This window comes from Microbacterium gubbeenense DSM 15944, from assembly GCF_000422745.1.
In the GTDB taxonomy this organism is placed as follows: Bacteria; Actinomycetota; Actinomycetes; order Actinomycetales; family Microbacteriaceae; genus Microbacterium; species Microbacterium gubbeenense.
In genome coordinates, this window is sequence record NZ_AUGQ01000001.1 from 315,766 (window position 1) to 340,434 (window position 24,669).

27 protein-coding genes are annotated in these 24,669 nt (G+C 66.9%); 10 read left to right on the forward strand and 17 right to left on the reverse strand.

Annotation, left to right across the window (positions count from 1 at the left end; genetic code table 11):
- Positions 1 to 8 precede the first annotated feature (8 nt).
- Together phoH2 and G510_RS0101645 are read right to left on the reverse strand one after the other, a co-directional pair.
- Complete coding sequence (phoH2, locus tag G510_RS0101640; RefSeq protein WP_029152171.1) at positions 9 to 1,349, reverse strand: RNA 5'-3' helicase PhoH2; 1,341 nt, start codon at positions 1,347 to 1,349, stop codon at positions 9 to 11.
- Positions 1,350 to 1,529: 180 nt separating this feature from the next.
- Complete coding sequence (locus tag G510_RS0101645) at positions 1,530 to 2,315, reverse strand: isoprenyl transferase (protein WP_029152172.1); 786 nt, start codon at positions 2,313 to 2,315, stop codon at positions 1,530 to 1,532.
- A gap of 137 nt (positions 2,316 to 2,452) precedes the next feature.
- On the opposite strand from G510_RS0101645, the gene trhA reads away from it, so the two are divergent.
- On the forward strand, positions 2,453 to 3,142 hold the full coding sequence (gene trhA / locus G510_RS0101650) for a PAQR family membrane homeostasis protein TrhA (RefSeq protein WP_029152173.1): 690 nt from the start codon (positions 2,453 to 2,455) through the stop codon (positions 3,140 to 3,142).
- Here trhA and G510_RS14980 read toward each other — a convergent pair.
- The gene (locus G510_RS14980; RefSeq protein WP_051216148.1) at positions 3,126 to 3,428 is read right to left on the reverse strand and encodes a hypothetical protein; all 303 of its coding nucleotides are present in this window, start codon (positions 3,426 to 3,428) and stop codon (positions 3,126 to 3,128) included. The two genes, trhA and G510_RS14980, sit on opposite strands and share 17 nt — an antisense overlap.
- Before the next feature lie 71 nt (positions 3,429 to 3,499).
- On the opposite strand from G510_RS14980, the gene G510_RS0101660 reads away from it, so the two are divergent.
- Positions 3,500 to 3,892: a DUF4307 domain-containing protein gene (locus G510_RS0101660; RefSeq protein WP_029152174.1), complete on the forward strand. Its 393-nt coding sequence runs from the start codon at positions 3,500 to 3,502 to the stop codon at positions 3,890 to 3,892.
- A gap of 55 nt (positions 3,893 to 3,947) precedes the next feature.
- Positions 3,948 to 4,433: a transcription elongation factor GreA gene (gene greA, locus G510_RS0101665; RefSeq protein WP_029152175.1), complete on the forward strand. Its 486-nt coding sequence runs from the start codon at positions 3,948 to 3,950 to the stop codon at positions 4,431 to 4,433.
- A gap of 67 nt (positions 4,434 to 4,500) precedes the next feature.
- Here greA and ilvA read toward each other — a convergent pair whose 3' ends face one another.
- From ilvA to trpD, 4 genes are all read right to left on the reverse strand, one after another.
- Positions 4,501 to 5,742, reverse strand: a complete 1,242-nt coding sequence (ilvA, locus tag G510_RS0101670; protein ID WP_029152176.1) for a threonine ammonia-lyase — start codon at positions 5,740 to 5,742, stop codon at positions 4,501 to 4,503.
- Positions 5,739 to 6,944: an AI-2E family transporter gene (locus G510_RS14985; protein WP_084644144.1), complete on the reverse strand. Its 1,206-nt coding sequence runs from the start codon at positions 6,942 to 6,944 to the stop codon at positions 5,739 to 5,741. The genes ilvA and G510_RS14985 overlap by 4 nt, the downstream gene beginning before the upstream one ends.
- A gap of 40 nt (positions 6,945 to 6,984) precedes the next feature.
- Positions 6,985 to 7,551 (reverse strand): LemA family protein, encoded by a 567-nt coding sequence (locus G510_RS0101680; RefSeq protein WP_029152177.1) that lies wholly within the window; start codon positions 7,549 to 7,551, stop codon positions 6,985 to 6,987.
- A 66-nt stretch (positions 7,552 to 7,617) separates the two neighbouring features.
- Complete coding sequence (gene trpD / locus G510_RS0101685; RefSeq protein WP_029152178.1) at positions 7,618 to 8,679, reverse strand: anthranilate phosphoribosyltransferase; 1,062 nt, start codon at positions 8,677 to 8,679, stop codon at positions 7,618 to 7,620.
- A 214-nt stretch (positions 8,680 to 8,893) separates the two neighbouring features.
- Between trpD and ctaE the strand changes: the two genes are divergently transcribed.
- The 4 genes from ctaE to qcrB are packed head-to-tail and all read left to right on the forward strand — an operon-like array spanning position 8,894 to position 13,103.
- Positions 8,894 to 9,523 carry an aa3-type cytochrome oxidase subunit III gene (gene ctaE / locus G510_RS0101690; protein ID WP_029152179.1) on the forward strand — a complete coding sequence of 210 codons (630 nt, stop codon included), beginning with the start codon at positions 8,894 to 8,896 and terminating at the stop codon, positions 9,521 to 9,523.
- 21 nt (positions 9,524 to 9,544) lie between these two features.
- Complete coding sequence (qcrC, locus tag G510_RS0101695; protein ID WP_029152180.1) at positions 9,545 to 10,345, forward strand: cytochrome bc1 complex diheme cytochrome c subunit; 801 nt, start codon at positions 9,545 to 9,547, stop codon at positions 10,343 to 10,345.
- A gap of 35 nt (positions 10,346 to 10,380) precedes the next feature.
- The gene (qcrA, locus tag G510_RS0101700) at positions 10,381 to 11,439 is read left to right on the forward strand and encodes a cytochrome bc1 complex Rieske iron-sulfur subunit (RefSeq protein WP_084644156.1); all 1,059 of its coding nucleotides are present in this window, start codon (positions 10,381 to 10,383) and stop codon (positions 11,437 to 11,439) included.
- Positions 11,436 to 13,103 carry a cytochrome bc1 complex cytochrome b subunit gene (gene qcrB / locus G510_RS14990; RefSeq protein WP_084644145.1) on the forward strand — a complete coding sequence of 556 codons (1,668 nt, stop codon included), beginning with the start codon at positions 11,436 to 11,438 and terminating at the stop codon, positions 13,101 to 13,103. The genes qcrA and qcrB overlap by 4 nt, the downstream gene beginning before the upstream one ends.
- A gap of 111 nt (positions 13,104 to 13,214) precedes the next feature.
- Here the strand turns inward: qcrB and G510_RS0101710 are convergent, their stop codons facing one another.
- Complete coding sequence (locus G510_RS0101710; RefSeq protein ID WP_245563208.1) at positions 13,215 to 14,237, reverse strand: alpha/beta hydrolase family protein; 1,023 nt, start codon at positions 14,235 to 14,237, stop codon at positions 13,215 to 13,217.
- A gap of 29 nt (positions 14,238 to 14,266) precedes the next feature.
- Between G510_RS0101710 and G510_RS0101715 the strand changes: the two genes are divergently transcribed.
- Both G510_RS0101715 and G510_RS0101720 read left to right on the forward strand, forming a co-directional pair.
- On the forward strand, positions 14,267 to 14,857 hold the full coding sequence (locus tag G510_RS0101715) for a GNAT family N-acetyltransferase (protein ID WP_029152183.1): 591 nt from the start codon (positions 14,267 to 14,269) through the stop codon (positions 14,855 to 14,857).
- The gene (locus G510_RS0101720; RefSeq protein WP_036321472.1) at positions 14,854 to 15,642 is read left to right on the forward strand and encodes a PaaX family transcriptional regulator; all 789 of its coding nucleotides are present in this window, start codon (positions 14,854 to 14,856) and stop codon (positions 15,640 to 15,642) included. The genes G510_RS0101715 and G510_RS0101720 overlap by 4 nt, the downstream gene beginning before the upstream one ends.
- 4 nt (positions 15,643 to 15,646) lie before the next feature.
- Here the strand turns inward: G510_RS0101720 and G510_RS0101725 are convergent, their stop codons facing one another.
- From G510_RS0101725 to G510_RS0101750, 6 genes are all read right to left on the reverse strand, one after another.
- Positions 15,647 to 15,985, reverse strand: a complete 339-nt coding sequence (locus G510_RS0101725) for a DUF6804 family protein (protein WP_029152185.1) — start codon at positions 15,983 to 15,985, stop codon at positions 15,647 to 15,649.
- A gap of 166 nt (positions 15,986 to 16,151) precedes the next feature.
- Positions 16,152 to 16,571, reverse strand: a complete 420-nt coding sequence (gene ctaF / locus G510_RS0101730; protein ID WP_029152186.1) for an aa3-type cytochrome oxidase subunit IV — start codon at positions 16,569 to 16,571, stop codon at positions 16,152 to 16,154.
- Complete coding sequence (gene ctaD / locus G510_RS14995) at positions 16,572 to 18,290, reverse strand: aa3-type cytochrome oxidase subunit I (RefSeq protein WP_051216154.1); 1,719 nt, start codon at positions 18,288 to 18,290, stop codon at positions 16,572 to 16,574.
- A gap of 2 nt (positions 18,291 to 18,292) precedes the next feature.
- Positions 18,293 to 19,198 (reverse strand): aa3-type cytochrome oxidase subunit II, encoded by a 906-nt coding sequence (gene ctaC / locus G510_RS0101740; protein WP_029152187.1) that lies wholly within the window; start codon positions 19,196 to 19,198, stop codon positions 18,293 to 18,295.
- 158 nt (positions 19,199 to 19,356) lie between these two features.
- Positions 19,357 to 19,722 carry an iron-sulfur cluster insertion protein ErpA gene (gene erpA / locus G510_RS0101745; RefSeq protein WP_029152188.1) on the reverse strand — a complete coding sequence of 122 codons (366 nt, stop codon included), beginning with the start codon at positions 19,720 to 19,722 and terminating at the stop codon, positions 19,357 to 19,359.
- A 68-nt stretch (positions 19,723 to 19,790) separates the two neighbouring features.
- Positions 19,791 to 21,212 carry a dipeptidase gene (locus G510_RS0101750; protein ID WP_029152189.1) on the reverse strand — a complete coding sequence of 474 codons (1,422 nt, stop codon included), beginning with the start codon at positions 21,210 to 21,212 and terminating at the stop codon, positions 19,791 to 19,793.
- Between the two features lie 48 nt (positions 21,213 to 21,260).
- Between G510_RS0101750 and G510_RS0101755 the strand changes: the two genes are divergently transcribed.
- The gene (locus tag G510_RS0101755) at positions 21,261 to 21,827 is read left to right on the forward strand and encodes a DUF3043 domain-containing protein (RefSeq protein WP_029152190.1); all 567 of its coding nucleotides are present in this window, start codon (positions 21,261 to 21,263) and stop codon (positions 21,825 to 21,827) included.
- Between the two features lie 6 nt (positions 21,828 to 21,833).
- On the opposite strand, the gene G510_RS0101760 is transcribed toward G510_RS0101755, so the two are convergent.
- The 3 genes from G510_RS0101760 to hisD are packed head-to-tail and all read right to left on the reverse strand — an operon-like array spanning position 21,834 to position 24,643.
- Positions 21,834 to 22,847 (reverse strand): quinone-dependent dihydroorotate dehydrogenase, encoded by a 1,014-nt coding sequence (locus G510_RS0101760; RefSeq protein ID WP_029152191.1) that lies wholly within the window; start codon positions 22,845 to 22,847, stop codon positions 21,834 to 21,836.
- Positions 22,848 to 22,854: 7 nt separating this feature from the next.
- Entirely contained in the window at positions 22,855 to 23,316 is a 462-nt protein-coding gene (gene nrdR, locus G510_RS0101765) for a transcriptional regulator NrdR (RefSeq protein WP_029152192.1), read from the reverse strand.
- A 7-nt stretch (positions 23,317 to 23,323) separates the two neighbouring features.
- The gene (gene hisD / locus G510_RS0101770) at positions 23,324 to 24,643 is read right to left on the reverse strand and encodes a histidinol dehydrogenase (RefSeq protein ID WP_029152193.1); all 1,320 of its coding nucleotides are present in this window, start codon (positions 24,641 to 24,643) and stop codon (positions 23,324 to 23,326) included.
- Positions 24,644 to 24,669 lie beyond the last annotated feature (26 nt).

Consider the following 24,669-nt stretch of genomic DNA (forward strand, 5'->3'; position numbering starts at 1 on the left):
TTTCGTTCCTACGACAGCTCGTCACCCTCCAGCAGCGACGTGACGAGCGCCGCGATCTCGCTGCGCTCGGAGCGTGTGAGCGTGACGTGCCCGAACAGGCCGTGGCCCTTGAGCGTCTCGATGACGCTCGCGACCCCATCGTGGCGCCCGACACGCAGGTTGTCGCGCTGCTGCACGTCGTGGGTCAGCACGACCTTCGAGTTCTGGCCGATGCGGCTGAGCACCGTCAGCAGCACGTTGCGCTCGAGCGACTGCGCCTCGTCCACGACGACGAATGCGTCGTGCAGGGAGCGCCCGCGGATGTGCGTCAGCGGTAGAACCTCGAGGATCCCGCGCTGCATCACCTCGTCGAGCACGTTCTCGGAGACGACGGATCCGAGCGTGTCGTAGACGGCCTGGCCCCACGGGTTCATCTTCTCGCCCTGGTCGCCCGGCAGGTAGCCGAGTTCCTGGCCGCCGACGGCGAACAGCGGGCGGAACACGATGATCCGCTTCTGCTGCTGCCGTTCCAGCACCGCTTCCAGGCCCGCGCACAGCGCGAGCGCCGACTTGCCGGTGCCCGCGCGTCCGCCGAGCGACACGATGCCGACAGTGGGATCGAGGAGGAGGTCGAGCGCGAGCCGCTGCTCAGCCGACCGACCCCGCAGCCCGAACACGTCTCGGTCGCCGCGCACGAGGCGGAACTCGCCATCGCCGCCGGTTACCCGTCCGAGGGCCGATCCCCGCTCCGATTCGATCACCAGTCCCGTGTTCGTCGGCAGCCCGATCGCGTCCTCGTGCGAGGCGACCTCCGCCTCGTACAGGTCGCTCATCTCGTCACCCGATACCGAGAGCGAGGCGAGCCCCGTCCACCCCGAGTCGACGGCCTGCTCGGCGAGGTACTCCTCCGCAGTGATCCCGAGCGCCGCGGCCTTGACGCGCATCGGCACATCCTTCGACACGACCGTGACCCAGCTGCCGTCGTCCGCAAGGTTGGCGGCGACTGCGAGGATCCGCGTGTCGTTGCCGCCGCCGCGCATGCCGGACGGCAGAACCGACGCGTCGCTGCTGTTCAGCTCGACGCGGACGGTGCCGCCCGATGCGGTCGGCACCGCGAAGTCGAGACGCCCGTGCTCGACCCTCATCTCGTCGAGATAGCGCAGCGCCTGTCGCGCGAAGTAGCCGATCTCCGGGTCGTGACGTTTGTTCTCAAGCTCCGTGATCACAACGATCGGGATGACGACCGCATGCTCGGCGAAGCGGAACAGCGCCCGCGGATCGCTCAGGAGCACGGAGGTGTCGAGCACGTACGTGCGCAGCGCCGTGTCGCTCTCAGAGCTCGCGTTCTCGCCCGCTTCGGTGGCCTTCATGGTGACGTCGGTCACGACCCACACTCCCGTTCACCGGGCTGCCGCCCGTTTTCTCGAGTCGACCTGTGGGCCACGAGTCGCGATCCGAAGGCCGACCCGATCGAGCGCTCTGCCCGATGACTCGACGGTAAATCACATCGGTGCCATTCGGAAGGAGCCGCCGCCGATTTCACTCGGCGTTCACTTGCCGAAGCGGCGGTCTCTCGTCGCGTAGTCGCGGATCGCGCGCAGGAAGTCGACCTCGCGGAGGTCGGGACCGAGCGCCTCCACGAAATAGAACTCGCTGTGGGCGCTCTGCCACAGCAGGAAGTCGCTGAGCCGCTGTTCGCCCGACGTGCGGATCACGAGGTCCGGATCCCGCTGCCCGCCGGTGTAGAGGTGCTCGCCGATGACTTCGGGAGTGAGGCTCGAAGCGAGCTCCTCGAGCGTGCCGCCCCGGTCATCATGCTTCTGGATGATCTTGCGCACGGCGTCGACGATCTCGTACCGACCGCCGTATCCGACCGCGAGGTTGACGTGCAGACCCGTGTTGTCGCGCGTGAGATCCGCCGCATCGCGCAGCGCCTCGAGCAGATGCTCGGGGAGGTTGTCCTCGCGCCCCACATGCTGCACACGCCAATCGCCGCGGCGCGACAGCCGACCCGCGAGCCCCGCGATGATCTCGATGAGATCCTGCAGCTCGGCCTGGTCACGCTTGACGACGTTGTCGTTCGAGAGCAGGTAGAGCGTGACGATGTCGACCCCGATGTCGTCGCACCAGCCGAGGAACTCGACCATCTTGCTCGCGCCCGCGCGATGGCCGTGAGCCGGCGATTCGAATCCCAGCTGCCGCGCCCAGCGCCTGTTGCCATCGATCATCATCGCGACGTGGTTCGGCACCCGCTCCAGATCGATCTGGCGACGCAGACGCGACGCATAGAGGCGATAAAGAGGCCCTGTCCCCTCATTCGATCGCGAGCTGTTCATCACTCGAAGACGATACCGCGCCCGCATGCGCGACGCGTGAACTGAGGCGTCATGTGTCGCAGGGAGAATACCTCGCCGCGTAGGCTCGACGAATGGCCCCCCGATCCTCCGATCACCCGTCGGACACCGACGCCCCCATGCCGCGACTCCCCCTCATCGAAGCGGAACAGCCCCTCGCCGAGGCGAAGCCGAGCTGGCGCGGTTGGATCCACGCAGGCACCGTCCCCGTCGCCCTCGTGGCGGGCATCGTACTGATCGTCCTCGCCGAGGGCGCGCCAGCGAAGTGGGCCTCCGCCGTGTTCACGCTGTCGTCGTTGCTGCTCTTCGGCAACTCCGCCGTATACCACCGCTTCGACTGGGGGCCGAAGGTGAAGGGCGTGCTCAAGCGGATCGACCACGCCAACATCCTGCTCCTGATCGCGGGCACCTACACGCCGATCGGAGTACTGGCCCTCCCCCCGCGCGACGGCGCGATCCTCCTCGCCTGCGTATGGGGCGGCGCGATCCTCGGGATCCTCTTCCGCGTACTGTGGATCGGCGCGCCGCGCTGGCTGTACGTCGCGCTCTACCTCGCGCTCGGCTGGGCGGCCGTGATGTACATGCCGGCGCTGTTCCGGGCGAACCTCGCGATGATGATCCTCGTTGTCGTCGGCGGCCTGCTCTACTCTCTCGGCGCCGTCATGTACGCGATGAAGCGGCCGAACCCCTGGCCGAATCACTTCGGGTTCCACGAGCTCTTCCACGTGTGCACCGTGATGGCATTCCTCTGCCATTGGGCCGGCGCGCTGCTGCTCGCGATCGACCCGCCGTTCAACGCGGGTCTGTAGGACCCGTTTCGTTCGGCTCCGCGTCGGCCGCGGGTGCGCCATCGGCGCCAGCGTCGGACTCGGATGCCGCCGCCTCCTCCGCGTCCAGCATCTCCTGCACCTCGGCGCGGTATTTGACCCGACGGATGCGCCGCAGCATGTCGATGGCGAGCAGCACCACGACGACCGCGAGCAGCGCCACGATGAGGAATCCGTACGGGCCCGGCGTCACGTCCTCGGGCTTGACCGTCGGCGTCGGAACCGGGGTTTCCAAGAGTCCCGTGCGAACGGCGGCGAGGATGTGCATCGAGCTTCTCCCGAGATTGGGCGGCTAACCTTGAACCACCACCCTATTCCTCCCCTGCCTGAGAGGTCCTCGTGACGACCAAGGAGCAGCTCGACGACCGATACGGTCGCACGAGTCGGCGCACTGTCCGGATCTGGATCTCGGTGGTTGCCGCGGTCGCGGCCCTGGTCGCGGTGCTGTACTTCTGGTCGTACTTCAGCGAGACGGGCAAGAACGTCGACGTCGACGACCTGGGCTTCACCGTCGTCTCCGACAGCGAGACCGAGGTGAGCTTCCGCATCACCTCCGCCCACGATGAGCCGGTCGTATGCGTGCTCGAGGCCCTGGACGAAGACTTCGGGAAGGTCGGCTGGCAGGTCGTCGAGCTGCCGCCGACGGGATCCGTCACGAATGATTACGTGCGGTCCGTGCGCACCCTGGACACGGCGACGACGGGTTACGTGAACAGCTGCGTGCTCCGGTAAGTTAGGTCGGATACTGACCTCTCGGATCCCCGTGATCTGTGTAAGGAGAATCAACGTGTCTGACGAGAATGTGCCCTTCCTGACGCAGGAAGCATACGACCGACTCGCTGCCGAGCATGAGCAGCTGTCGACGGTGGGCCGCGAGGAGATCGCAAAGCGCATCGAGGCCGCACGCGAAGAGGGCGACCTCAAGGAGAACGGCGGGTACCACGCCGCGAAGGACGAGCAGGGCAAGCAGGAGGCGCGCATCAGACAGCTCGCCGCGATCCTGCGCGACGCCGAGATCGGCGAGGCGCCCGAGGCCGACGGCGTCGTGCGCCCCGGCACCGTCATCACCGCCCTCATCCTCGGCGACGAAGAGCGATTCCTCCTGGGCAGTCGAGAGATCGCCGGCGGCACCGACCTCGACGTCTACAGCGAGGTGAGCCCGCTCGGCTCGGCCATCATCGATATGAAGGTCGGCGAGAAGGGGTCCTACGAGGCCCCGAACGGCAAGAGCATCCCCGTCGAGATCGTCGCCGTGGAGACGTTCGAGGGCTGAACACAGACGCACCGAAGGGCCGGCCGATCACTCTCGGCCGGCCCTTCTTCGTCCGTGGTGCGAGCGGTCAGTCCTGCATGACCTGCGGGCGGAATCCCGCCGAGCGCAGCGCCTCGAGAACGATGTGACGGTGCTCCTCGCCGCGCGTCTCGACCGACACCTGCAGCATGACCTCGCTGATCTGGATCCCCTGCCCGTGGCGCGTATGCATGACCTCGATCACGTTCGCACCCGCCTGGGCGAGCGTCTCGGAGACCTGCACGAGCTGCCCCGGACGATCCGGCAGCGGAATGAGCACCGTCAGGTATCGGCCCGCGGCCGCGAGGCCGTGCGCGACGATGCGCTGCATGAGCAGCGGATCGATGTTGCCGCCCGACAGGATCACGCCGGCCGGGCCCTTGGCGCGGATCTTGCCCGCCATGATCGCCGCGACGCCGACCGCACCCGCCGGCTCGACGACGAGCTTCGTGCGCTCCAGCAGGGCGAGCAGCGCACGCGCGATGTCGTCCTCCGACACCGTCACGACCTCATCGACAAGGTCGCGGATCATCTCGAACGGCACATCTCCCGGGCGCACGACCTTGATGCCGTCGGCGATCGTCGGCTCGACCGTGATGGTCATCGGGTGCCCCGCCTCGAGCGAGACCGGGTACGCCGCGGCGTTCTCGGCCTGCACGCCGATGATGTGCACGTCGCGGCCCTCGCCCTGAGCGCGTGCCTTCGCCTTCGCCGCTGCCGCGACGCCGGCGATGAGCCCTCCGCCGCCGATGCCGACGACGATCGTCTCGATCTCCGGCGCCTGATCCATCAGCTCGAGGCCGAGCGTTCCCTGTCCGACGATGATGTCGCGGTGGTCATAGGGGTGGATCAGGATCGCGCCGTCGCGCTCCGCGTGCTCCTGCGCCATCTGCAGGCCGACCTCGACGCCGTCACCCGCGAGCACCACTTCCGCGCCGTAACCGCGCGTCGCGAGCAGCTTCGGAACGGGCACGCCGAGCGGCATGTAGATCGTCGCGCGGATACCGAGCTGCTGCGCTGCGAGCGCGACGCCCTGCGCGTGGTTGCCCGCCGATGCCGCGACGACGCCGCGGGCACGCTCCTCGGCCGTGAGACGCGACAGACGGTGCGTCGCCCCGCGAACCTTGAACGATCCCGTGCGCTGGAGGTTCTCGAGCTTCAGGACGACCTTCTCGCCGAGGAGGTCGCTGAGGTGCTGCGACTGCTGAATCGGCGTGCGCTCAATGACGGGCGCGAGCCCTTCCGCTGCTTCCTCGAACTCGGCGAGCGTCGGCATCTCGGCGTGGGTCATTCATTCTCCTCGGGATCAGAGCGCCCGATCGAACGGGGCTCGGTCTTCCATATCAAGTCGTTCTCGGGAACGTGGCCCGTACGCCAGGATCCCGTCGTCAGCGTGACGGCGACGACGTTCACGAACGCCGCGAGCGGAACCGCGAACAGGGCGCCCGGGATGCCCCCGGCCATCGTGCCGGCCATCACCACGAGCACCACCGCGAGCGGGTGCACCTTCACGGCGGCGCCCATGATGAGAGGCTGCAGAACGTGGCTCTCGACCTGCTGCACCAGCAGCACGACGAGCAGCATCAACAGCGCGATGAACGGCCCGTTGTACGCGAGCGCGATCAGCACCGCCAAGGCGCCCGAGACGATCGCGCCCAGGAACGGCACGAACGACGCGAGGAACACGGTGACGCCGATCGGAATCGCGAGCGGCACGCCGAGGATCGCGGCGCCGACACCGATGCCGATGCCGTCGATCGAGGCGACGAAGATCTGCGTGCGGGCGTAGCTGATCAGCGTGGCCCAGCCGTTGCGCGCGGCACGGTCGACGGCGACGCGGGCCTGGCGCGGGAAGAGCTTCGTGGTCCAGCGCCAGATCCCTTCGCCGTCGAAGAGCAGGCAGACGAGCGTGAAGAAGGCGAGCAGCGCTCCCGCGCCGACGTGGCCGATCGTCGATCCGAGCGAGACGACGCCGCTCAGCAGCAGATCGCTCTGCGTGCTCACGAAGTCGGACACGAAGCCCACGACCTCGTTGACGACCTCGTCCGGCAGGATGCCGACGGTCAGGACCCATTCCTGCAGCTCGGCCCAGCGATCGATCGCGCGGTCGCGAACGACCATCCACTGCTCGGAGACCTGCCAGATGACGAGCCAGACGAGTCCGGTGACGATCGCGATCGTCGCCACGAGCGACACCACGATCGCGACGAACCTCGGCACGCGTTTCGCGAGCATCCACTCGAAGCTCGGCCACAGCAGCGCGGTGAGCAGAATCGCAACAAGCACGGGCACGACGATGATCTTGAACTGGATCACCAGCCAGACGAACAGCGCGACGACGGCGGCGATCACGAGCAGGCGCCACCCGTACGCGGCGGCGATCCGGAGCGGCCGCGGCACCTGCGAGCGCACTGGAACTTCGACCTGCGCGGGTTCCGCGGCTCGCGGCGCGCCCCCGAACAGACCGCGTCGCCTGCCGGTGTGCTCGCTCATCTCTGCGATTGTATTCCCGCGCCGTGCCTGCGAACGACGATCAGAACTGCACGCGCGGCGGTTGACGCAGCGCCGCGGCGTCGTCGGCCTCGAAGAAGTCGCGCTCCTCGAACCCGAGCCCGCGCGAGAACAGGTTGTTCGGGAACTGCTTGATCTTGATGTTCAACTCGCGGGTGCCGCCGTTGTAGAACCGGCGCGACGCCTGGATCTTGTCCTCGGTGTCGACGAGCTCGCGCTGCAGCTGCAGGTAGTTCTGGCTCGCCTGCAGGGCCGGGTAGTCCTCGGCAACCGCGAAGAGCCCCTTGAGCGCCTGCTGCAGGTGGCCTTCGGCGGCGCCCGCGGAGCGCGGTCCATCCGCGGCCAGCACCTCGGAGCGCGCCTTCGTGACGTTCTCGAGCACGGTCTTCTCGTGCGCGGCGTATCCCTTGACCGTCTCGATGAGGTTCGGGATCAGATCGGCGCGGCGCTTCAGCTGCACGTCGATGCCGCTCCATGCCTCTTCGACGCGCGTGCCGAGAGATACGAGCGAGTTATATGTCGCCCACAGGTAGATGCCGGCGATCACGATGACCGCAACGACGATCAGAACAGGTACGAGCCAAGCCATCATTCGCGGTGTCCCCTCATCAGCTTGCCGCCCATCGTACGATCCGAATCTGACGGGGAGGTGGATTTACTCCTGCCCGGCACGACCCGACGCCGCGACCCACGCGTCGAGCTTCGCCGTGGCGAGCCCCTCGTCGATAGCCGCGGCCGCGGCATCGCGGGCCTCGACGAGCCGCTGAATCATATTGCGATCGGCCTGCGCCGGATCCTGTGAGAGGCGATACGCGACGATGCCCGCCGCCGCGTTGAGCAGTACCACGTCACGAACGGGCCCCGACTCGCCCGCGAGGGTGCGGCGGAGCGTCGCGGCGTTCTCGGCGGGCGAACCGCCGAGCAGGTCGTCGATCGTGGCCGTAGGCATGCCGAGGTCGCGCGGGTGAATGTCGAACTCGTGCATGTCGCCGTTCGTGATCTGCCAGATCCGGCTGTAACCCGTCGTGGTGAGCTCGTCGAGCCCGTCCTCGCCACGGAACACGAGGGCCGTCGCACCGCGCGTGCGGAACACGCCGGTGATGATGGGCACCACATCGAGAGATGCGACGCCGACTGCGTTCGCCTCAGCGCGGGCCGGGTTCACGAGTGGGCCGAGGAAGTTGAACGCCGTGGGCACGCCCAGCTCGGCACGCACCGGCGCCGCATGCTTGAAGCCGGGGTGGAAAGCCGCGGCCCACGCGAACGTGATCCCCGCCTCGTCGAGCACACGGGCGACCGCCTCAGGCGAGAGCCGCAGGTCGATCCCCAGCTCGCTGAGGACGTCCGATGCGCCCGCCTTCGAGCTCACCGCGCGATTGCCGTGCTTGACGACCGGGATCCCGGTGGCGGCGACGATGATCGACGCGGTCGAGGAGATGTTCACCGTTCCGTACCGATCGCCTCCCGTGCCGACGATGTCGAGCACGTTCGGATCGACGGACAGCGGCACCGCAGCGTCGAGGATCGCGTCGCGGAAGCCGATGACCTCGGCGACCGACTCGCCCTTCGCGCGAAGTGCCATCAGCAGTCCGCCGAGCTGCGCGCCCGTCGCCTCGCCCCGCATGACCTGTCGCATCGCCCACGCCGCCTGCGAGACGGTCAGGTCGGTGCCGGACACCGCGGCGGAAAGAACTTCAGGCCAAGTCGGTTGCGTCATACACGCCAGGTTAGAGCAGACCACATTTATCGACACGCTGTAGAAGTCACACCGGCCCTCCGCCGCGGCGCCGCGGAGTGTTCAATTCTCGTGGGCTGACCTGCCCTTTCTCACTCCGGACATCGGACATTCGCGGCAGGAGCATAGGTGCGCCGCCCCTCTGCCTCGGGCGCTCGTGCAAAAATCCTGCGGGTTTATCGGCCATAATGGAAGAGTGACGACCTCAGCTACCTACACCCCTGCGCCCAGAACGGTGAAGCGCCCCGATTCCGTCGCCGTCGGCACGATCGTGTGGCTCGGCTCGGAGGTGATGTTCTTCGCGGGACTGTTCGCGATCTACTTCACGATCCGCAGCACCTCCCCCGGCCTCTGGGAAGAGCAGACTCAGCTCCTCAACGTTCCGTTCGCGTTCGTCAACACTGTCATCCTCGTTCTCTCGTCGGTGACGTGTCAGTTCGGCGTCTGGGCGGCAGAGCGCCTGCAGCCCCACACCATCAAGGGTCAGGGCTGGAAGTCGCTCGGCATGATCCCGTGGTTCTGGATGACGTTCGCGCTCGGCGCGATCTTCGTCTGTGGCCAGGTCTGGGAGTACGCGCAGCTCGTCGCCGAGGGCATCTCGATCAGCAGTGACCCGTACGGCTCGGCCTTCTACCTGACGACGGGCTTCCACGCCCTGCACGTCACGGGCGGCCTCATCGCGTTCCTCACGACGCTCGGTCGCGCGTTCGCGGTCAAGCGGTTCACGCACAAGGAGGCAACGACGGCCGTCGCCGTGTCGTACTACTGGCACTTCGTCGACGTCGTCTGGATCGCCCTCTTCGCCGTCATCTATTTCCTTCAGTAAGAGCGGAGCAACACCACCGTCATGGCACGAGAGAAATTGAAGCGTCGCGCGCGAGGTCGTCGCAGCCCGCTCGCAGCAGGGATCCTCATCGGAGTCGGACTCCTGATGACCGGCGGAATCTACGCAGGAGCATCAGCCGCCGTCGCCGCCACCGATGAGGCCACGCCCATCACCGCGAGCGTCGACGAGGGCGAGAAGCTGTTCCAGGCGAACTGCGCTACCTGCCACGGCATGGATCTCGAAGGATCCTCCGCTGGCCCCGCGCTTCACGGCGTCGGTGCGCTCGCGGTCGAGTTCCAGGTGTCGACCGGCCGCATGCCCATGCAGATGCAGGGCCCGCAGGCCGCCGAGAAGCCCGTCCAGTTCACGGACGAGCAGACCCAGGCGCTGGCCGCGTACGTCGAGTCGATCGCACCTGGCCCGGCATACCCGGCAGAGACCGTGCTCGACGGCCGGGGCGACGTGTCGCACGGCGCCGAGCTGTTCCGCATCAACTGCGCGATGTGCCACAACGTGGCCGCAGCGGGCGGTGCCCTCACCGAGGGCAAGTTCGCGCCGGACATCATGGACACGTCCGCGCTGAACATCTACGCCGCAATGGTCACCGGCCCGCAGAACATGCCGGTGTTCAGCAACATGAACCTCACTGAGGACGACAAGCGCGACATCATCTCGGCTCTGCTGTACCAGCAGGAGATGGCGTCGCCCGGCGGGTTCACCCTCGGATCGCTCGGCCCCGTTTCAGAGGGCCTGTTCATCTGGATCTTCGGCATCGGCGGACTCATCGCCGTCGCCGTCTGGATCACAGCGAAGTCGAACTGACCATGTCGCACGAGGATGACGTGACAAGGAGCACGATGGAACACGACGATTCGAAGGGTGCCGTGAAGGCGTATGAGCCTTCCTCGGGTCTCGCCGTATCGATCGACGACCCGATTCAGAACCCGGGTCTCCCCCCGCACCGCGCGCGGTTGACGGATGTCGATGTCAAGGCGGAGAAGCGCGCTGAGCGCACGATCTACACGCTCTTCTACATCTCGGTCGCGGCGAGCATCTGGGCCGTTGCGGCGTACATGCTGTTCCCGATCGAGGACATGGAGTTCGTCTCGATCCGTCAGAACAACCTGTTCATCGGCCTCGGCATCGCTCTCGCGCTGCTCGCGATCGGCATCGGCGCGATCCACTGGTCGAAGACGCTGATGAGCGACAAGGAGTACGTCGAGGAGCGTCACACGACGCGCGGATCCGAGGACACCCGCGAGGCGGTCGTCGAGGCGTTCCGCACGGCGGACCAGGAGTCGGGCTTCGGTCGTCGCAAGATGATCCGCAACTCGCTCTTCGCCGCGCTCGTCGCATCGATCATTCCGGGCGTCACGCTCTTCCGCGGCCTCGCGCCGCACAACCCCGACTACTCCCCCGCCGAGCTGCTCAAGCAGACGATGTGGGAGGAGGGCGAATACCTCACCCGTGACCCCTCCGGCACGCGCATCAAGGCGTCGGACGTCACGCTCGGCAGTGCCTTCCACGTGATCCCCGAGAAGCTGGCGGCACTGTCGCACTCGGACGGTCTGCTCGAGGAGAAGGCGAAGGCCATGGTGCTCATGGTGCGCATGCGCCCTGAGCTCCTCACCGAGCGCGAGGAGCGCAAGGACTGGTCTTACGACGGCATCGTGGCCTATTCCAAGGTCTGCACGCACGTCGGCTGCCCTGTCGCCCTGTACGAACAGCACACGCACCACCTGCTGTGCCCCTGCCACCAGTCGCAGTTCGACGTCACCGACGAAGCGAAGGTCATCTTCGGTCCGGCGTCGCGCCCGCTGCCGCAGCTGCCGATCGCCGTCGACGATGAGGGCTACCTCATCGCGCAGAGCGACTTCAAAGAGCCCGTCGGCCCGAGCTTCTGGGAGATGCATTGAGTACCGCCACCGAAGAGAAGAAGGCACCGCTCGGCGGACGCTTCGTCGGCGCAACGGCGAACTACCTCGACGAGCGAACGAGCCTGTCCGGGCTCGTCAAGGCGCTCGGCCGTAAGGTCTTCCCCGACCACTGGTCGTTCATGCTCGGCGAGATCGCGCTCTGGTCGTTCGTCGTGGTGCTCCTCTCGGGCACCTTCCTGACGTTCTTCTTCGACGCATCCATGGTCGAGACGCACTACACGGGTGCATACGCGCCCATGCGCGGAATCCCGATGTCGGCTGCGATGGAGTCGACGCTGAGCATCAGCTTCGACCTGCGCGGCGGCCTGCTCGTGCGTCAGCTGCACCACTGGGCTGCTCTGACGTTCGTCGCGGGCATCGGCATCCACATGCTGCGCGTGTTCTTCACCGGCGCGTTCCGCAAGCCGCGCGAGCTCAACTGGGTCGTCGGATTCGTCCTGTTCGTGCTCGCGATGGCCGAGGGCTTCACCGGTTACTCGCTGCCTGACGACGTGCTCTCCGGCAACGGCCTGCGCATCATCGACGGCATGGTGAAGGCGGTTCCCGTCGCGGGCCCCTGGATCTCGTACATGCTGTTCGGCGGAGAGTTCCCGGGCGATGCGATCGTCGGGCGTCTGTACACGCTGCACATCCTGATCCTGCCGCTCATCGTGATCGCACTCATCGCGGTGCACCTCGTGCTCATGATCGTGAACAAGCACACGCAGTTCGCCGGCCCCGGCCGCACGAACAAGAACGTCGTCGGCTACCCGATGATGCCCGTGTACATGTCGAAGATGGGTGGGTTCTTCTTCATCGTCTTCGGTGCGCTCGTGCTGATCGCGTCTCTCGTTCAGATCAACCCGATCTGGGGCTATGGGCCGTATGACCCCTCCCCCGTTTCGGCCGGTACGCAGCCCGACTGGTACATCGGCTTCGCGGATGGTGCGCTGCGCCTCGCGCCGCCGCACCTGGACTTCACCATCTTCGGCAAGGTCTACCCGATGGGTGTGCTCATCCCGCTGGTCGTCCTGGTGGTCTTCATCATCCTCGTCGCGATCTATCCGTTCATCGAGGCGTGGGTCACGGGCGACAAGCGCGAGCACCACCTCGCCCAGCGTCCGCGCAACGCCGCGACGCGCACCGCGATCGGCGCCGCCGGCGTCTGGTTCTACGCGGTCCTGTGGGCAGCGGCCTCGTCCGACCTCATCGCGACGCACTTCCATCTCACGATGGAGGGTGTGATCCATGCGCTGCAGTTCCTGCTGATCATCGGAACGGTGTTCGTGTACTTCATCACGAAGCGCATCTGCATCGCACTGCAGAAGAAGGACCGCGAGATCGTCCTGCACGGCTTCGAGTCGGGCCGCATCGTCCGACTGCCGGGCGGTGAGTACCAGGAGGTCCACAAGCCCGTCGACGAGTACGAGCGCTGGAAGCTCGTCGCCGACGAGACCTTCGAGCCGCACGTGCCGCGCCCGAACGACCAGGGCAAGATCAAGGGCAAGTTCCGCGCAGCGATGTCGCGCTGGTTCTTCGAGGACCGCCTGCAGCCCCTGACGAACGCGGAGTACCTGGCCGCGATCGAGCACCAGCGGCACGCGCTCCACGAGCACGGCGACGGTGGCCACCCGGAGATCGAGTCGGGCGACACCAAGCACTGACCCGCTCCCCTACGGCTGTGGGCCCCGATCCGAAAGGATCGGGGCCCACAGCCGTTTCTGTGTGCAGGTCGTCGTCACAGGGCAGTAGCTGCGACGTCAGCGTCAAGAGGCCTACTCGAGCTCATTGAGGAACGCCGTATAGGTGTCGATGACGCCCGGGGCGAGAAGCGCGCGGGGCCAGAAGACTCCCACGATCAGGCCGACGAAGTCGCTGTCGTCGACGACGGGCCGCGCCATCGAGTGCACGGCGTCAAAGTGTTCGACGGTGAGGTCAGTCCCGAACATCTCTCGATACACCGTCTCGGTCTCGATGATGTCGACGTTGCGGTCATACTCACCGGCCATCAAGAAGATAGGGATGTTCCTGACTGCAGCGTCGCGCAGGTCGGCGGTGGCATCAACGTTATGGTTTCGGGCCACAAAGGCCCACCGATCGGGCGTCATCGGTGATTCCTCGGTGGTAACGATGCGGTATTCCTCGTAGCTCGCGCCGCGCTCGAGCAGCTTACGTATCGCATCGCTGTCAGCGCTGGCCTGCTTTCGCTCCGCGCCGGTTGCGCCGTCGTGGTCGAGTTCGGCGAGCAGGTTGTAGCGACCTTGGGAGAGCCAGTTGATCGCGGTGCCGACCGCGACCACTGCGTCGATGTCATCGCGTTCAGCCACCACTTTCGGCAGAACCCATCCGGCCTGGCTGGCACCCCACAGCACGATCTTCTCGGTCGGGACCCCGGGTTGGCGACGAGCCCAGTCGACCACGGCGGCGACTTCGTTGGCACGGTCGACCATCGACTGGTCGAGCCAGTTCCCGGTCGATCCGCCTATCCCAGGCTTGCTCCACGACAGCGTCGCGAAGCCCGCATCCGCCGCGCCTTCGAACCACGGCGAGTACAACTCGTCGGGGTTTGCTTGGACAGCGGCGTCCCCGTGCACCATGACCACCAGGCCGCGGGCATCGCCGTCGCGCGGCGTGGTCAGGACGCCCTCCAGTTGGCCAGGCCCGACCGGAATCTGAATCGGCGCCTGCACGAAACGGTAGTCGTTCCCCACCACTGTCACGCCCACAGAAACAAGAGCAAGTGCGGCGATCATACTGACGATAGTCAGAGCCCGTCGAGAAACTTTCTTTTTCTTCACGTTCGTACTTTAGATGATACTCTTTAGTTGTGAAAGCACGCGATATCGCCATCGGATTCAACGAGGCCGAGCGCGCCCGCGTTGGTTCGCTCTACTGGGAAGCGTTCCACCAGAAGCTCCGACCAGCGTTCAACAATGAGGCCATAGGGCTGCGAGTCGTTCGCGCCGCGATGCGCGCGGACCGGATGCTCGTTGCTCGCGTGGATGGCACGGTGGCCGGAGTCTGCGGGTACTACGACCGCGGATCCGGCGCTGCGGATCTCTCCTGGCGGGCACTGCGCCAGGTACTCCCTCGAGGGCAGGCGGTGCGCGCATCGCTGGCGCTGAGCGTTCTCGCCCGGCAAGAAAAGGACCGGCTGCTCGTTCTCGACGGCATCTGTGTTGATTCGGCGCATCGAGGCGATGGCATCGGTACCGCGCTCCTCGATGCCGCAGAACAGTACGCACGAGATCGTGGACTCGCCGCGGTGCGCCTGTCAGTCATCGACCGCAACCCCCGCGCCGAGAAGCTCTATCGCCGCCGCGGGTATATGCCCGTCGACCGCGGGGCACTTGGCCTCCTTGGCTTCGTCTACGGGTTCGACAAGTACATCGTCATGGATAAGGAATTGGCCCGGTGACATCGCACATCTCGCCCCGAACACTGCTTGAGGCGCTCTTACCCTTCGACGGGGATGCCAGCTTGGGCGTCGTGTACGACACCGCGAACCTCGTACACATCAAGGACCAACCCGTTCGCCTTGCACTTCGCCGCCTCATCGCCGCCGGTGACATCGTGCAGGTCGGACGCGGACGTGGCGGCACGATCGCGTTGACGAGCTCGGGGCGAGCGCGCCTCTCTCGTGATCGGGTCGGGCTCCAACTCGCCTTCAGCCAAGATTCCGATCTCGCGGGATGGGACGGCAACTGGCACCTGCTCGCGCTCGGCGCGCCCGAGAGTGAACGGGCGATCCGCGACGCCTTCCGCCGCGACGTCCAAGCGCTCGGCGCCGCGTCGATCTCCACGGGCCTCTATCTCACACCCCACGACGTCGCCCCACTCCTCCCGGAACAGGTCGGACGCTACCTCGTCACCGCAACAGCCACCACGATGAGCGTGCGGGGAATGACCGAACCTCGCGCCATCACCGAAGCGCTCTGGCCCGCCCACGACACGGTCACATCCTATACAGCGCTCGACGCAGCGCTCGACGCAGACGATGACGAGACTGATCCGCTTGCTCGGCAGCTCTTCCTTGCCGGGGCCCTAGACGCAGCACTACGCAACGACCCGCTCGTTCCTCCCGAACTCCGCCGGACACCATGGCCGCCAACCGAGATCCGACGCCGCTGGCTCACCCATTGGCACGACGCGATCAGCTCAGCCGAGGGACCGCAGGTTTATCAGGGATGGTTGAGGGACTGAGCTTTTAGGACTCGCGGGGCACCTTGACAAGCGCTCCCGCCGCGAGGAACGCCACGGCAGCGACGAACTGCGCAATCGTCCAGGCGGCACCGTCGAAGGCGAACGGGAACACCGGGTTCCACAGCACAGCTACAGCGGCGAACACAATCGTCCACCACCACTGACCTGCCTGCAGCGCGAACCACGCGACGATCAGAGCACCGATCGCGGCGACGTACAGCACGACGCTCGCCCACTCCGTCTGGAACAGCACGGGTGCGAGAAACAACACGATCGCCGCGAGCAGGCCGGGGGCGAGCGCATTGCGCTGGAACTGGGCGGGCTTGGGTGCGCGTGTAGCCATGATTCTCCGTCGATGCTGCGTGCTCTTTCTGCTTCCATTCCATCACGCTCGCCCGTGCGGTGGCCGTCCGTCGTTGCCCACCCTGGCGTCGGGCGTGCCCGTGTGCGGCAAGAGAAAACGGCCCCCGGGAGTGATTCCCAGGGGCCGTCAATCTGACGTCGATGACTCAGCGTGCGAAGTTACCGCGGTAGTACTCGAAGACCCATCCGACGAGGCCGATGACCAGCAGAGCGGCAGCGAGCGGCAACAGGAAGTGCGCCGTCGCGAGCCCCAGCACGCCGACGGCGGGCGCTGCGGCCAGCACGATCGGCCACCACGACCACGGGGCGAACTCGCCGACCTCGGGGTCAGCGTCGTCGATGCCGACGTCGAGGCGGTCCTCGGGCAGCTCAACGCCCTTCTGGCCGCGGTGCAGTGCCGTGACGAAGAAGCCGATGAGGCCCGTCATGAAGGCGGCGAAGAGGAAGACGACGGTACCGATCCATTCGACGCCGCCGTGGTCGACGATGTTCCACACCGCATACCCGGCGAAGCATACGAAGAAGAATACGGCGAGCATCCACCAGATGACGATATTGGTCTTCATCTACTTAGCCTCTCCCTCGAGAACCGGCTCGGCAACGCGCGTCGGGTCGTAATCGTCGAGCGACTCGGGGTGGTTCAGGTCGAAGGCGGGACGCTCGGAGCGAATGCGCGGAATCGACGTGAAGTTGTGTCGCGGCGGCGGGCAGCTCGTGGCCCACTCGAGCGAGCCTCCGTAGCCCCACGGGTCGTTGACCGTGACCTTCGCGCCCTTGCGCGCCGTGATCCACACGTTCAGGAAGAACGGAATCATCGACAGGGCGAGAATCATCGAACCGACCGTGGACAGCTCGTTCTCCCACGCCCAACCGGTCGATTCCTCCCAGTCGGCGTAGCGACGAACCATGCCGTCGACGCCGAGCCAGTGCTGCACGAGGAAGGTCATGTGGAAGCCGATGAACAGCAGCCAGAAGTGCACGTATCCGAGGCGCTCGTTGAGCATCTTCCCCGTCCACTTCGGCCACCAGAAGTAGAACCCGGCGAACATCGCGAACACGACGGTTCCGAAGACGACGTAGTGGAAGTGGGCGACGACGAAGTACGAGTCGCTGAGGTGGAAGTCGAGCGCCGGCGACGACAGGATCACGCCGGTGAGACCGCCGAACACGAACGACACGAGGAATCCGAGCGAGAACAGCATCGGGGTCTCGAACGTCAGCGATCCGCGCCACATCGTGCCGATCCAGTTGAAGATCTTCACACCCGTTGGAACAGCGATGAGCATCGTCATGAGGGCGAAGAACGGCAGGAGGACGCCGCCCGTCACATACATGTGGTGCGCCCACACCGAGACCGACAGGGCCGCGATCGCGATCGTGGCGTACACGAGCGTCTTGTACCCGAAGATCGGCTTGCGGCTGAATGCCGGGAAGATCTCCGAGACGATGCCGAAGAACGGCAGCGCAATGATGTACACCTCGGGGTGACCGAAGAACCAGAACAGGTGCTGCCAGAGCAGGACGCCGCCGTTCGCGGGGTCGTAGACGTGCGATCCGAAGATGCGGTCGCTGGCCGCGGCCAGCATTGCCGCCGCGAGAACCGGGAACGCGATCAGGATCAGCAGGCTCGTGACGAGCGTGTTCCACGAGAAGATCGGCAGGCGCCACATCGTCATGCCGGGTGCGCGCATCGTGATGATCGTCGTGATGAAGTTCACGGCACCGAAGATCGTTCCGAAACCGGAGATGCCGAGGCCGACCATCCAGAGGTTGCCGCCGACGCCCGGCGAGAACGAGGCGTTCGCGAGCGGCTGGTACGCGAACCAGCCGAAGGACGCCGCGCCCTGGGGCGTGAGGAATCCGGCGACCGCGATGAGCGAACCGAAGAGGAACAGCCACAGCGCGAAGGCGTTCAGGCGCGGGAACGCGACGTCCGGCGCACCGATCTGCAGCGGCAGAATCGCGTTCGCGAAGCCCGTGAACAGCGGCGTCGCGAACATCAGGAGCATCACGGTGCCGTGCATCGTGAACAGCTGGTTGTACTGCTCCTCGGTGGGGACGATCTGAATCCCGGGGGCGAAGAGCTCGGCGCGGATCAACAGCGCCATCACTCCGCCCAGCAGGAAGAAGATCACAGACGAGATCAGGTACATGTACCCGATCGTCTTGTGGTCGGTGGAGGTGATCCACCGAACAACGATGTTGCCCTTCTCGCCCGTGCGCGAGCCGCTCAGAAGAGCAGCCTGCCGCGGAGGGAGCGGGGCCGAAGCCGTCTGGCTGGCCATGCTCAGTGTCCTTCCTCGGTCTCAGATGCAACCCCGTCAGTGCCGGTGAGGTTCTGGAGACGGTCATATGCGTCGTTGACGTCGCCGACGTTGCCCTGCGCCTCGAGATCGGCGAGGTATTGCTCGTACTCGGACTCGCTCACGACCTCGACGTTGAACAGCATGCGCGAGTGGTACTCGCCGCAGAGCTCCGCACAGCGGCCGTCGTAGTGGCCTTCGCGGGTCGGGATGAACGACCACGAGTTGTCGTGCCCGATGTACATGTCCTTCTTGTACAAGAAGTCGATGATCCAGAACGAGTGCACGACGTCGCGCGACTGCAGGTCGATCGTGACCTTCTTGTCGACGGGCAGTACGAGCGTCGGGAGCGCGTCCTGATCGACGTCTCCGTTCGCGGCCGCCTCGGCCTGCGTGCCCATCGTGTAGACGGGCTCGCCGTCTGCGGTGGCACCGTCGTATTGGAAGTCCCACGCCCACTGCTTCGCGATCGCGGAGACCTCGACCTCGACCTCGTCGTCAGCCCAGGGCCGCTCGATCTCGGTCTGCTCCCGCACGGTGAAGGCGAACATGCCCATCACGAGGATCAGCGGCACCGCAGTGAAGAAGATCTCGATCGGCATGTTGTAGCGCATCTGCACGGGCAGGCCGGTCTGCCCCTTGCGGCGGCGGTACACGACCATCGCCCACAGCATGAGGCCCCAGGTGATCACTCCCACCAGCAGAAGCACGACCCAGGAACCGACCCATAGAGAGGCGATTCCTTCGGTCTGGTCCGTGGCAGGCTGTCCCGACTCCTCGAAGCCGGGGAGATAACCATGGAGCTCGGTGGGCGTGCAGCCGGCAAGTGCGACTGCAGCGGCAGCGATCACGGGGATCGCTGCCCAGCGGATTCGGCGTTTCGAGGGCACGAACTCACCTTTCAAACAGGGATGTGGCTTCCTTCATCCTATGGCAAGCGCACACGCAGTTCATGCCACTTGCCCAGCGAGTTCGACAGTCCGTCGAAATTCACGGGAACGAAAGACGCCCCGCATGCCGGGGCATGCGGGGCGTTTCTCATCGCTGATCAGTGGAAGCTGTCACCGCACGCGCAGCTGCCGCCCGCGTTCGGGTTGTCGATCGTGAAGCCCTGCTCGGCGATCGTGTCTTTGAAATCGATCGACGCGCCGTCGAGGTACGGCACCGACATGTTGTCGATGATGACCTCGACACCGTCGAAGTCGACCGTCTCGTCGCCGTCGAGGTAGCGCTCGTCGAAATAGAGCTGGTAGATCAGGCCCGAGCATCCGCCGGGCTGCACGGCGACCCGCAGACGCAGGTCGTCGCGGCCCTCCTGCTCGAGCAGGCTCTTGACCTTGCCGGCTGCCGCGTCGGTGAGGCTGACGCCGTGCGCGTGGTCGGTTTCTGAGGCCGTCAGTGTGGTGTCAGTCATTGTGAAGCTCCCTCTCGCGTCGTACGCCGCGTGCGGCGGTCTGTCTTCATCCTACGTGTGCTCACCGATCAGAGGCTCAGCGCGCGACGGTTCAGTCGTGCGAGGAGCAGGGCCTCCGACCGGATGGCGTTCCGGAACGTGTCGATGTGCAGCGATTCGTTCGGGCTGTGCGCCCGCGAATGCGGATCCTCAACGCCCGTGACGAGGATCTGCGCGCCCGGGAATCGCTCGACGAGGTCCGAGATGAACGGAATGGATCCGCCGATGCCGTAGTCCACGGCTGCGCGCCCGTATCCGTCTGCGAGCGCACTGCGCGCGGCCTCGACCGCCCATCCGCCGGTGTCGACGAGCACGCTGTCGCCGAGGTCGACGTCGGTAAAGCTCAGGTGCGCACCGAACGGAGCGTGCTCGCGCAGGTGGCGCTCGAGGGCGGCGTACGCGCCGGCCGAGGACTGGCCGGGCGCGACGCGACAGCTCAGCACCATCGTCACCTCGGGCGACAGGGTGTTGCTTGCGGAGGCGACCGAGGTGAAGTCGATGCCGGTGACGGTCACGGTGGGCTTGTTCCAGATGCGCCCGAGCAGCGACCCGTCGCCGATGGGGCGCACCCCGTCGAGCAGCCCGGTCTCCTCGCGCAGCTGCGCCTCGGAATAGTCGGCCGTCTCCGCGTCTCGCACCGCGAGACCGTCGACGGCGACGGATCCGTTCTCGTCCCACAGCGTGGCGATCAGCGTCGTCGCGGCCATCATGGCGTCGGGCACCGCTCCCCCGAACATTCCGGAGTGCGAGGCGTGGTCGAGCGTGCGCACCGTGAGGTGGAACTTCGCGTTCCCGCGCAGAGACACGGTGAGCGCGGGGGTCTCCGAGTCGAGGTTGCCGGAGTCGGCGACCACGATCACGTCCGAGCGCATGTCGTCGGCGTGCGCGTCGAGGAAGTTCGCGAACGAGCGCGATCCGTACTCCTCCTCGCCCTCGACGAACAGCACGATGCCGATCCCGAGGTCGTCGGATCCCACGGTCTCGGCGATCGCGCGCAGCGACGCGATGTGCGTCATGATGCCGGCCTTGTCGTCGGCGGCGCCGCGCGCGTAGATGCGCCCATCGCGCACGGTCGGTTCGAACGGAGGCGTCTCCCAGAGCGCGTCGTCGCCGGGCGGCTGCACATCGTGGTGCGCGTACAGCATGATCGTGGGGCGGCCGGGCTGCGCGCGTCGAACGGCGAGCACGCCCGGCTGGCCGAGCTCGGATCCGTCGTCGACCGGCTCCCGGTGGATGTCGACCGAGTCGAACAGCCCGGTGTCGCGAGCGAGCGCGGCGACGCGCTCGGCACTGGCGACCAGCTGCGACTGGTCGAACGCGGGCCAGGCGATGCCGGGGATCTTGACGAGGGATCCGAGGTCGCCGGTCGCGGCGGGGAAGCCGCCCGCGACCGCCTCGAGCAGGGCCTCGTCCTCAGCGGAGAATGTGCCGTCAGGTGCCGTGGAACTCATGCGGGTAATCTTAGGGGGATCTTCACGCTCCCCGACCCGAGGTTACCGATGGCCAAGAACGCTTCTCCTTCCAGCGACGACGCAGCCACGCCGGCGCAGAAGACCGGTAAGGGACGCGCCACTCCGACGCGTGCCGAGCAGGAGGCGAAGCGCGTGCGTCCCCTCGTCGCCACGACGAAGGATGCGAAGAAGGCCGCGCGCGGCGAGATGCGCGAGCGCCAGGAGCGGGCCCGCGTCGGCATGGCCAACGGCGAGGAGCGCTTCCTCGGCCCGCGCGACAAGGGGCCGCAGCGCCGCTTCGTGCGCGACTGGACCGACGCCGGCTGGCACCTGTCGGAGTTCCTCATGCCGATGATGGTGCTCGTGCTGCTGCTCTCGCTCATGCCGGCCGCCTCGATGCAGTTCTGGGCGTTCATCGGCCTGTGGGTGTACATCATCTTCGCGGTCGTCGACATGTTCTTCCTCAGCCGTCGGGTGAAGAAGCTGGCCGCCGAGAAGTGGGGCGACCGTCGTGAGAAGGGCCTCGGTTGGTACGCGGCGATGCGTTCCATCCAGATGCGCTTCATGCGCATGCCCAAGGCGCAGGTCAAGCGCGGTCAGTACCCGCGCGGCTGACGCGGCTCAGCGCAGCCCGAGGTTGATCTCGCGCGCCCAGAACAGGCCGCGATAGATGAATCCGGTGTACCCCTGGACGAGCGTTGCGCCCGCATCCAGCCGCTCCTGCACGTCGTCCGGCGTTTCCGCGCCGCCGACCGAGATCACGCAGAACGACGGATCCGCAACTGCACCGCGCACGAGCTTCAGGACCTCGAGCGAGCGCTCCTTCACGGGCGGCCCGGAGACCCCGCCCGCCCCCATGCGATCCACCTCGGCGTCATCGGTCGCGAGGCCGTCACGAGAGATCGTGGTGTTGGTGGCGATGAGGCCGTCCAGGCGCAGCTCTGCGGCGAGCAGCGCGACGGCTGTGACCTCGTCGTCGGGCAGGTCGGGCGCGATCTTGACCAGCAGCGGCGTCGCCCCGGCCGCTGCGCGCACGGCTTCGAGCAGCGGGCGCAGCGTCTCGACTGCCTGCAGCCCGCGCAGCCCGGGGGTGTTCGGCGAAGAGACGTTGACCGCCAGGTAGTCGGCGAGCGGCGCGAGACTGCGGGCGCTCGTCACGTAGTCGGCGACCGCATCGTCCACCTCGACGACGCGGCTCTTGCCGATGTTCGCCCCGACGACCGCTCCCCTGCGTCGCAGCTTCGCGATGCGCTTCGCGGCCTGCGCGGCGCCGAGGTTGTTGAACCCCATCCGGTTGACGAGCCCGCGGTCGGCGACGAGGCGGAACAGGCGCGGCTTGGGGTTGCCGGGCTGCGGAATCGCGGTGACCGTTCCGATCTCGACGTGGCCGAAGCCGAGCGCGTCGAGCCCGCGCACACCGACGGCGTTCTTATCGAAGCCCGCGGCGATGCCGAACGGCGTCGGGAACGTGAGCCCCAGCGCCTCGACGCGCAGCGACGGATCCGGCTTCGTGAGCGCGCGGACGAACGGCGCGACCGGCGCGGATCCCATGACGCGGATCGCAGTCATGCCGAGATGATGCGCGAACTCGGGATCGAGGCGCTTCAGGACGGTGCGGAACAGCAGATCGTACATGTCGAGCTCATTCCTGAGTGGCGTCACGGTCGCGGCGCAGGTCTGCGATCGCGTCTTCGAAGTCTTCAAGGGTCTCGAACGCGCGGTACACGCTGGCGAAGCGCAGGTACGCGATCTCGTCGAGTTCGCGCAGCGGGTCGAGGATCGCGAGGCCGATGTCGTTGGCTTCGAACGTGCTCTGGCCCGTCTGGCGCAGCGCCTCCTCGACCTTCTGGGCGAGGATCGCGAGGTCGCCGTCGGTGACCGGCCGGCCCTGGCAGGCCTTCCCCGCACCGATGATGACCTTGTCGCGCGAGAACGGCTCGACCGCTCCGGAGCGCTTCACAACGCTCAGGCTCGCGGTCTCGATCGTCGAGAACCTGCCGCCGCACTCCGGGCACTGGCGGCGGCGGCGAATCGACAAGCCGTCGTCGGTGGTGCGCGAGTCGATCACGCGCGAGTCGGGGTGGCGGCAGAAAGGGCAGTGCATAGCCCGCTCAGTTTAGGGCATCGCCCTTTGTGAATCGGGCGGAGACGGCCTCGCCGTGCGCGGGCAGCGACTCGGCGTCGGCCAGCGCGACGATGCGATCCGCGACCACGCCGAGCGCGTCGCGATCGTATTCGACGACCTGCTGCGGGCGCAGGAACGTGTATGCGCCAAGGCCCGACGCATATCGCGACTGTCCCCCGGTCGGAAGCACGTGGTTGCTGCCGGCCATGTAGTCGCCGAGGCTCACCGGCGTGAACGATCCGACGAACAGGGCGCCCGCGTTCGTGTACGACGCCGCCGCGTCCCTCGCCCCCGCGACGTGCAGCTCGAGGTGCTCGGGCCCGTACGCATTGCTGAACCGCGCCATCGTGTCGGCATCGTCGACGAGGACGATGGCCGACTGCGGGCCCGCGAGCGCCTCGGCCACGCGCGCAGCGTGACGGGTGCGCGGCTGGAGTGCCTCGATCTGGGTCTGAACGCGCGCCGCGACGTCCGTCGAATCGGTCACGAGCACGGCAGAGGCCTGTTCGTCGTGCTCCGCCTGGCTGATGAGGTCGTACGCGATGAGCGCCGCATCAGCCGTGTCGTCCGCCGCGATGAGGATCTCGGTCGCGCCCGCCTCGGCATCCGTGCCCACCGCGCCCGCGACGACGCGCTTCGCGGCGGCGACGAAGTTGTTGCCCGGGCCGGTGACGACGTCCACGGGATCGAGGCCGAGCGACGCAACGCCGTACGCGAGGGCGCCGATCGCACCCGCGCCACCCATCGCGTATACCTCGTCGACGCCGAGCAGACCCGCCACCGCGAGGATGGTCGGGTGCACGCGGCCGCCGCAGTCGGCCCGCGGCGGCGAGCAGAGCGCGAGGCTCGCGACCCCCGCCACCTGAGCCGGCACGACGTTCATGATCACGCTCGACGGATAGACCGCCTTGCCGCCCGGGACGTACACGCCGGCCCGCCCGACGGGCTGCCAGCGTTGCGTCACGCGCGCGCCGGGCGCGATCTCGGTCGCGCGCGGCGCGGGCACCTGAGCGGCGGATCCTTCGCGCACGCGCGCGATCGACTCGTCGAGGGCGGCGCGCACGTCGGGGTCGAGCCCGGCGACCGCCTCTTCGATGTGCGATCGCGGCACGCGGATCTCGTGGCCAGATACGCCATCGAAGCGCTCGGCCTGCTCGCGCAGCGCCGATTCGCCCTCGGTGTGCACGGCGGCCACGATCTCCTCAGCGGCATCGAGCGCCGCGGCGCGCGCGGCACTCGCGCGCGGCACGGCGGCCAGCAGCTCGGCGGGCGTGAGGTTCTGCCCGCGCAGGTCGATTGTGCGCATTCGAAGAGTCCTTACCGAGGAATGAT

Excerpts from the sequence above, each read along its gene's own strand:
- phoH2 (WP_029152171.1), bottom strand. The coding sequence starts at position 1,349 with ATGAAGGCCACCGAAGCGGGCGAGAACGCGAGCTCTGAGAGCGACACG.
- G510_RS0101645 (WP_029152172.1), bottom strand. The coding sequence starts at position 2,315 with ATGAACAGCTCGCGATCGAATGAGGGGACAGGGCCTCTTTATCGCCTC.
- trhA (WP_029152173.1), top strand. The coding sequence starts at position 2,453 with ATGCCGCGACTCCCCCTCATCGAAGCGGAACAGCCCCTCGCCGAGGCG.
- G510_RS14980 (WP_051216148.1), bottom strand. The coding sequence starts at position 3,428 with ATGCACATCCTCGCCGCCGTTCGCACGGGACTCTTGGAAACCCCGGTT.
- ilvA (WP_029152176.1), bottom strand. The coding sequence starts at position 5,742 with ATGACCCACGCCGAGATGCCGACGCTCGCCGAGTTCGAGGAAGCAGCG.
- G510_RS14985 (WP_084644144.1), bottom strand. The coding sequence starts at position 6,944 with ATGAGCGAGCACACCGGCAGGCGACGCGGTCTGTTCGGGGGCGCGCCG.
- G510_RS0101680 (WP_029152177.1), bottom strand. The coding sequence starts at position 7,551 with ATGGCTTGGCTCGTACCTGTTCTGATCGTCGTTGCGGTCATCGTGATC.
- trpD (WP_029152178.1), bottom strand. The coding sequence starts at position 8,679 with ATGACGCAACCGACTTGGCCTGAAGTTCTTTCCGCCGCGGTGTCCGGC.
- qcrC (WP_029152180.1), top strand. The coding sequence starts at position 9,545 with ATGGCACGAGAGAAATTGAAGCGTCGCGCGCGAGGTCGTCGCAGCCCG.
- qcrA (WP_084644156.1), top strand. The coding sequence starts at position 10,381 with ATGGAACACGACGATTCGAAGGGTGCCGTGAAGGCGTATGAGCCTTCC.
- G510_RS0101725 (WP_029152185.1), bottom strand. The coding sequence starts at position 15,985 with ATGGCTACACGCGCACCCAAGCCCGCCCAGTTCCAGCGCAATGCGCTC.
- ctaF (WP_029152186.1), bottom strand. The coding sequence starts at position 16,571 with ATGAAGACCAATATCGTCATCTGGTGGATGCTCGCCGTATTCTTCTTC.
- ctaD (WP_051216154.1), bottom strand. The coding sequence starts at position 18,290 with ATGGCCAGCCAGACGGCTTCGGCCCCGCTCCCTCCGCGGCAGGCTGCT.
- erpA (WP_029152188.1), bottom strand. The coding sequence starts at position 19,722 with ATGACTGACACCACACTGACGGCCTCAGAAACCGACCACGCGCACGGC.
- G510_RS0101750 (WP_029152189.1), bottom strand. The coding sequence starts at position 21,212 with ATGAGTTCCACGGCACCTGACGGCACATTCTCCGCTGAGGACGAGGCC.
- G510_RS0101755 (WP_029152190.1), top strand. The coding sequence starts at position 21,261 with ATGGCCAAGAACGCTTCTCCTTCCAGCGACGACGCAGCCACGCCGGCG.
- G510_RS0101760 (WP_029152191.1), bottom strand. The coding sequence starts at position 22,847 with ATGTACGATCTGCTGTTCCGCACCGTCCTGAAGCGCCTCGATCCCGAG.
- nrdR (WP_029152192.1), bottom strand. The coding sequence starts at position 23,316 with ATGCACTGCCCTTTCTGCCGCCACCCCGACTCGCGCGTGATCGACTCG.
- hisD (WP_029152193.1), bottom strand. The coding sequence starts at position 24,643 with ATGCGCACAATCGACCTGCGCGGGCAGAACCTCACGCCCGCCGAGCTG.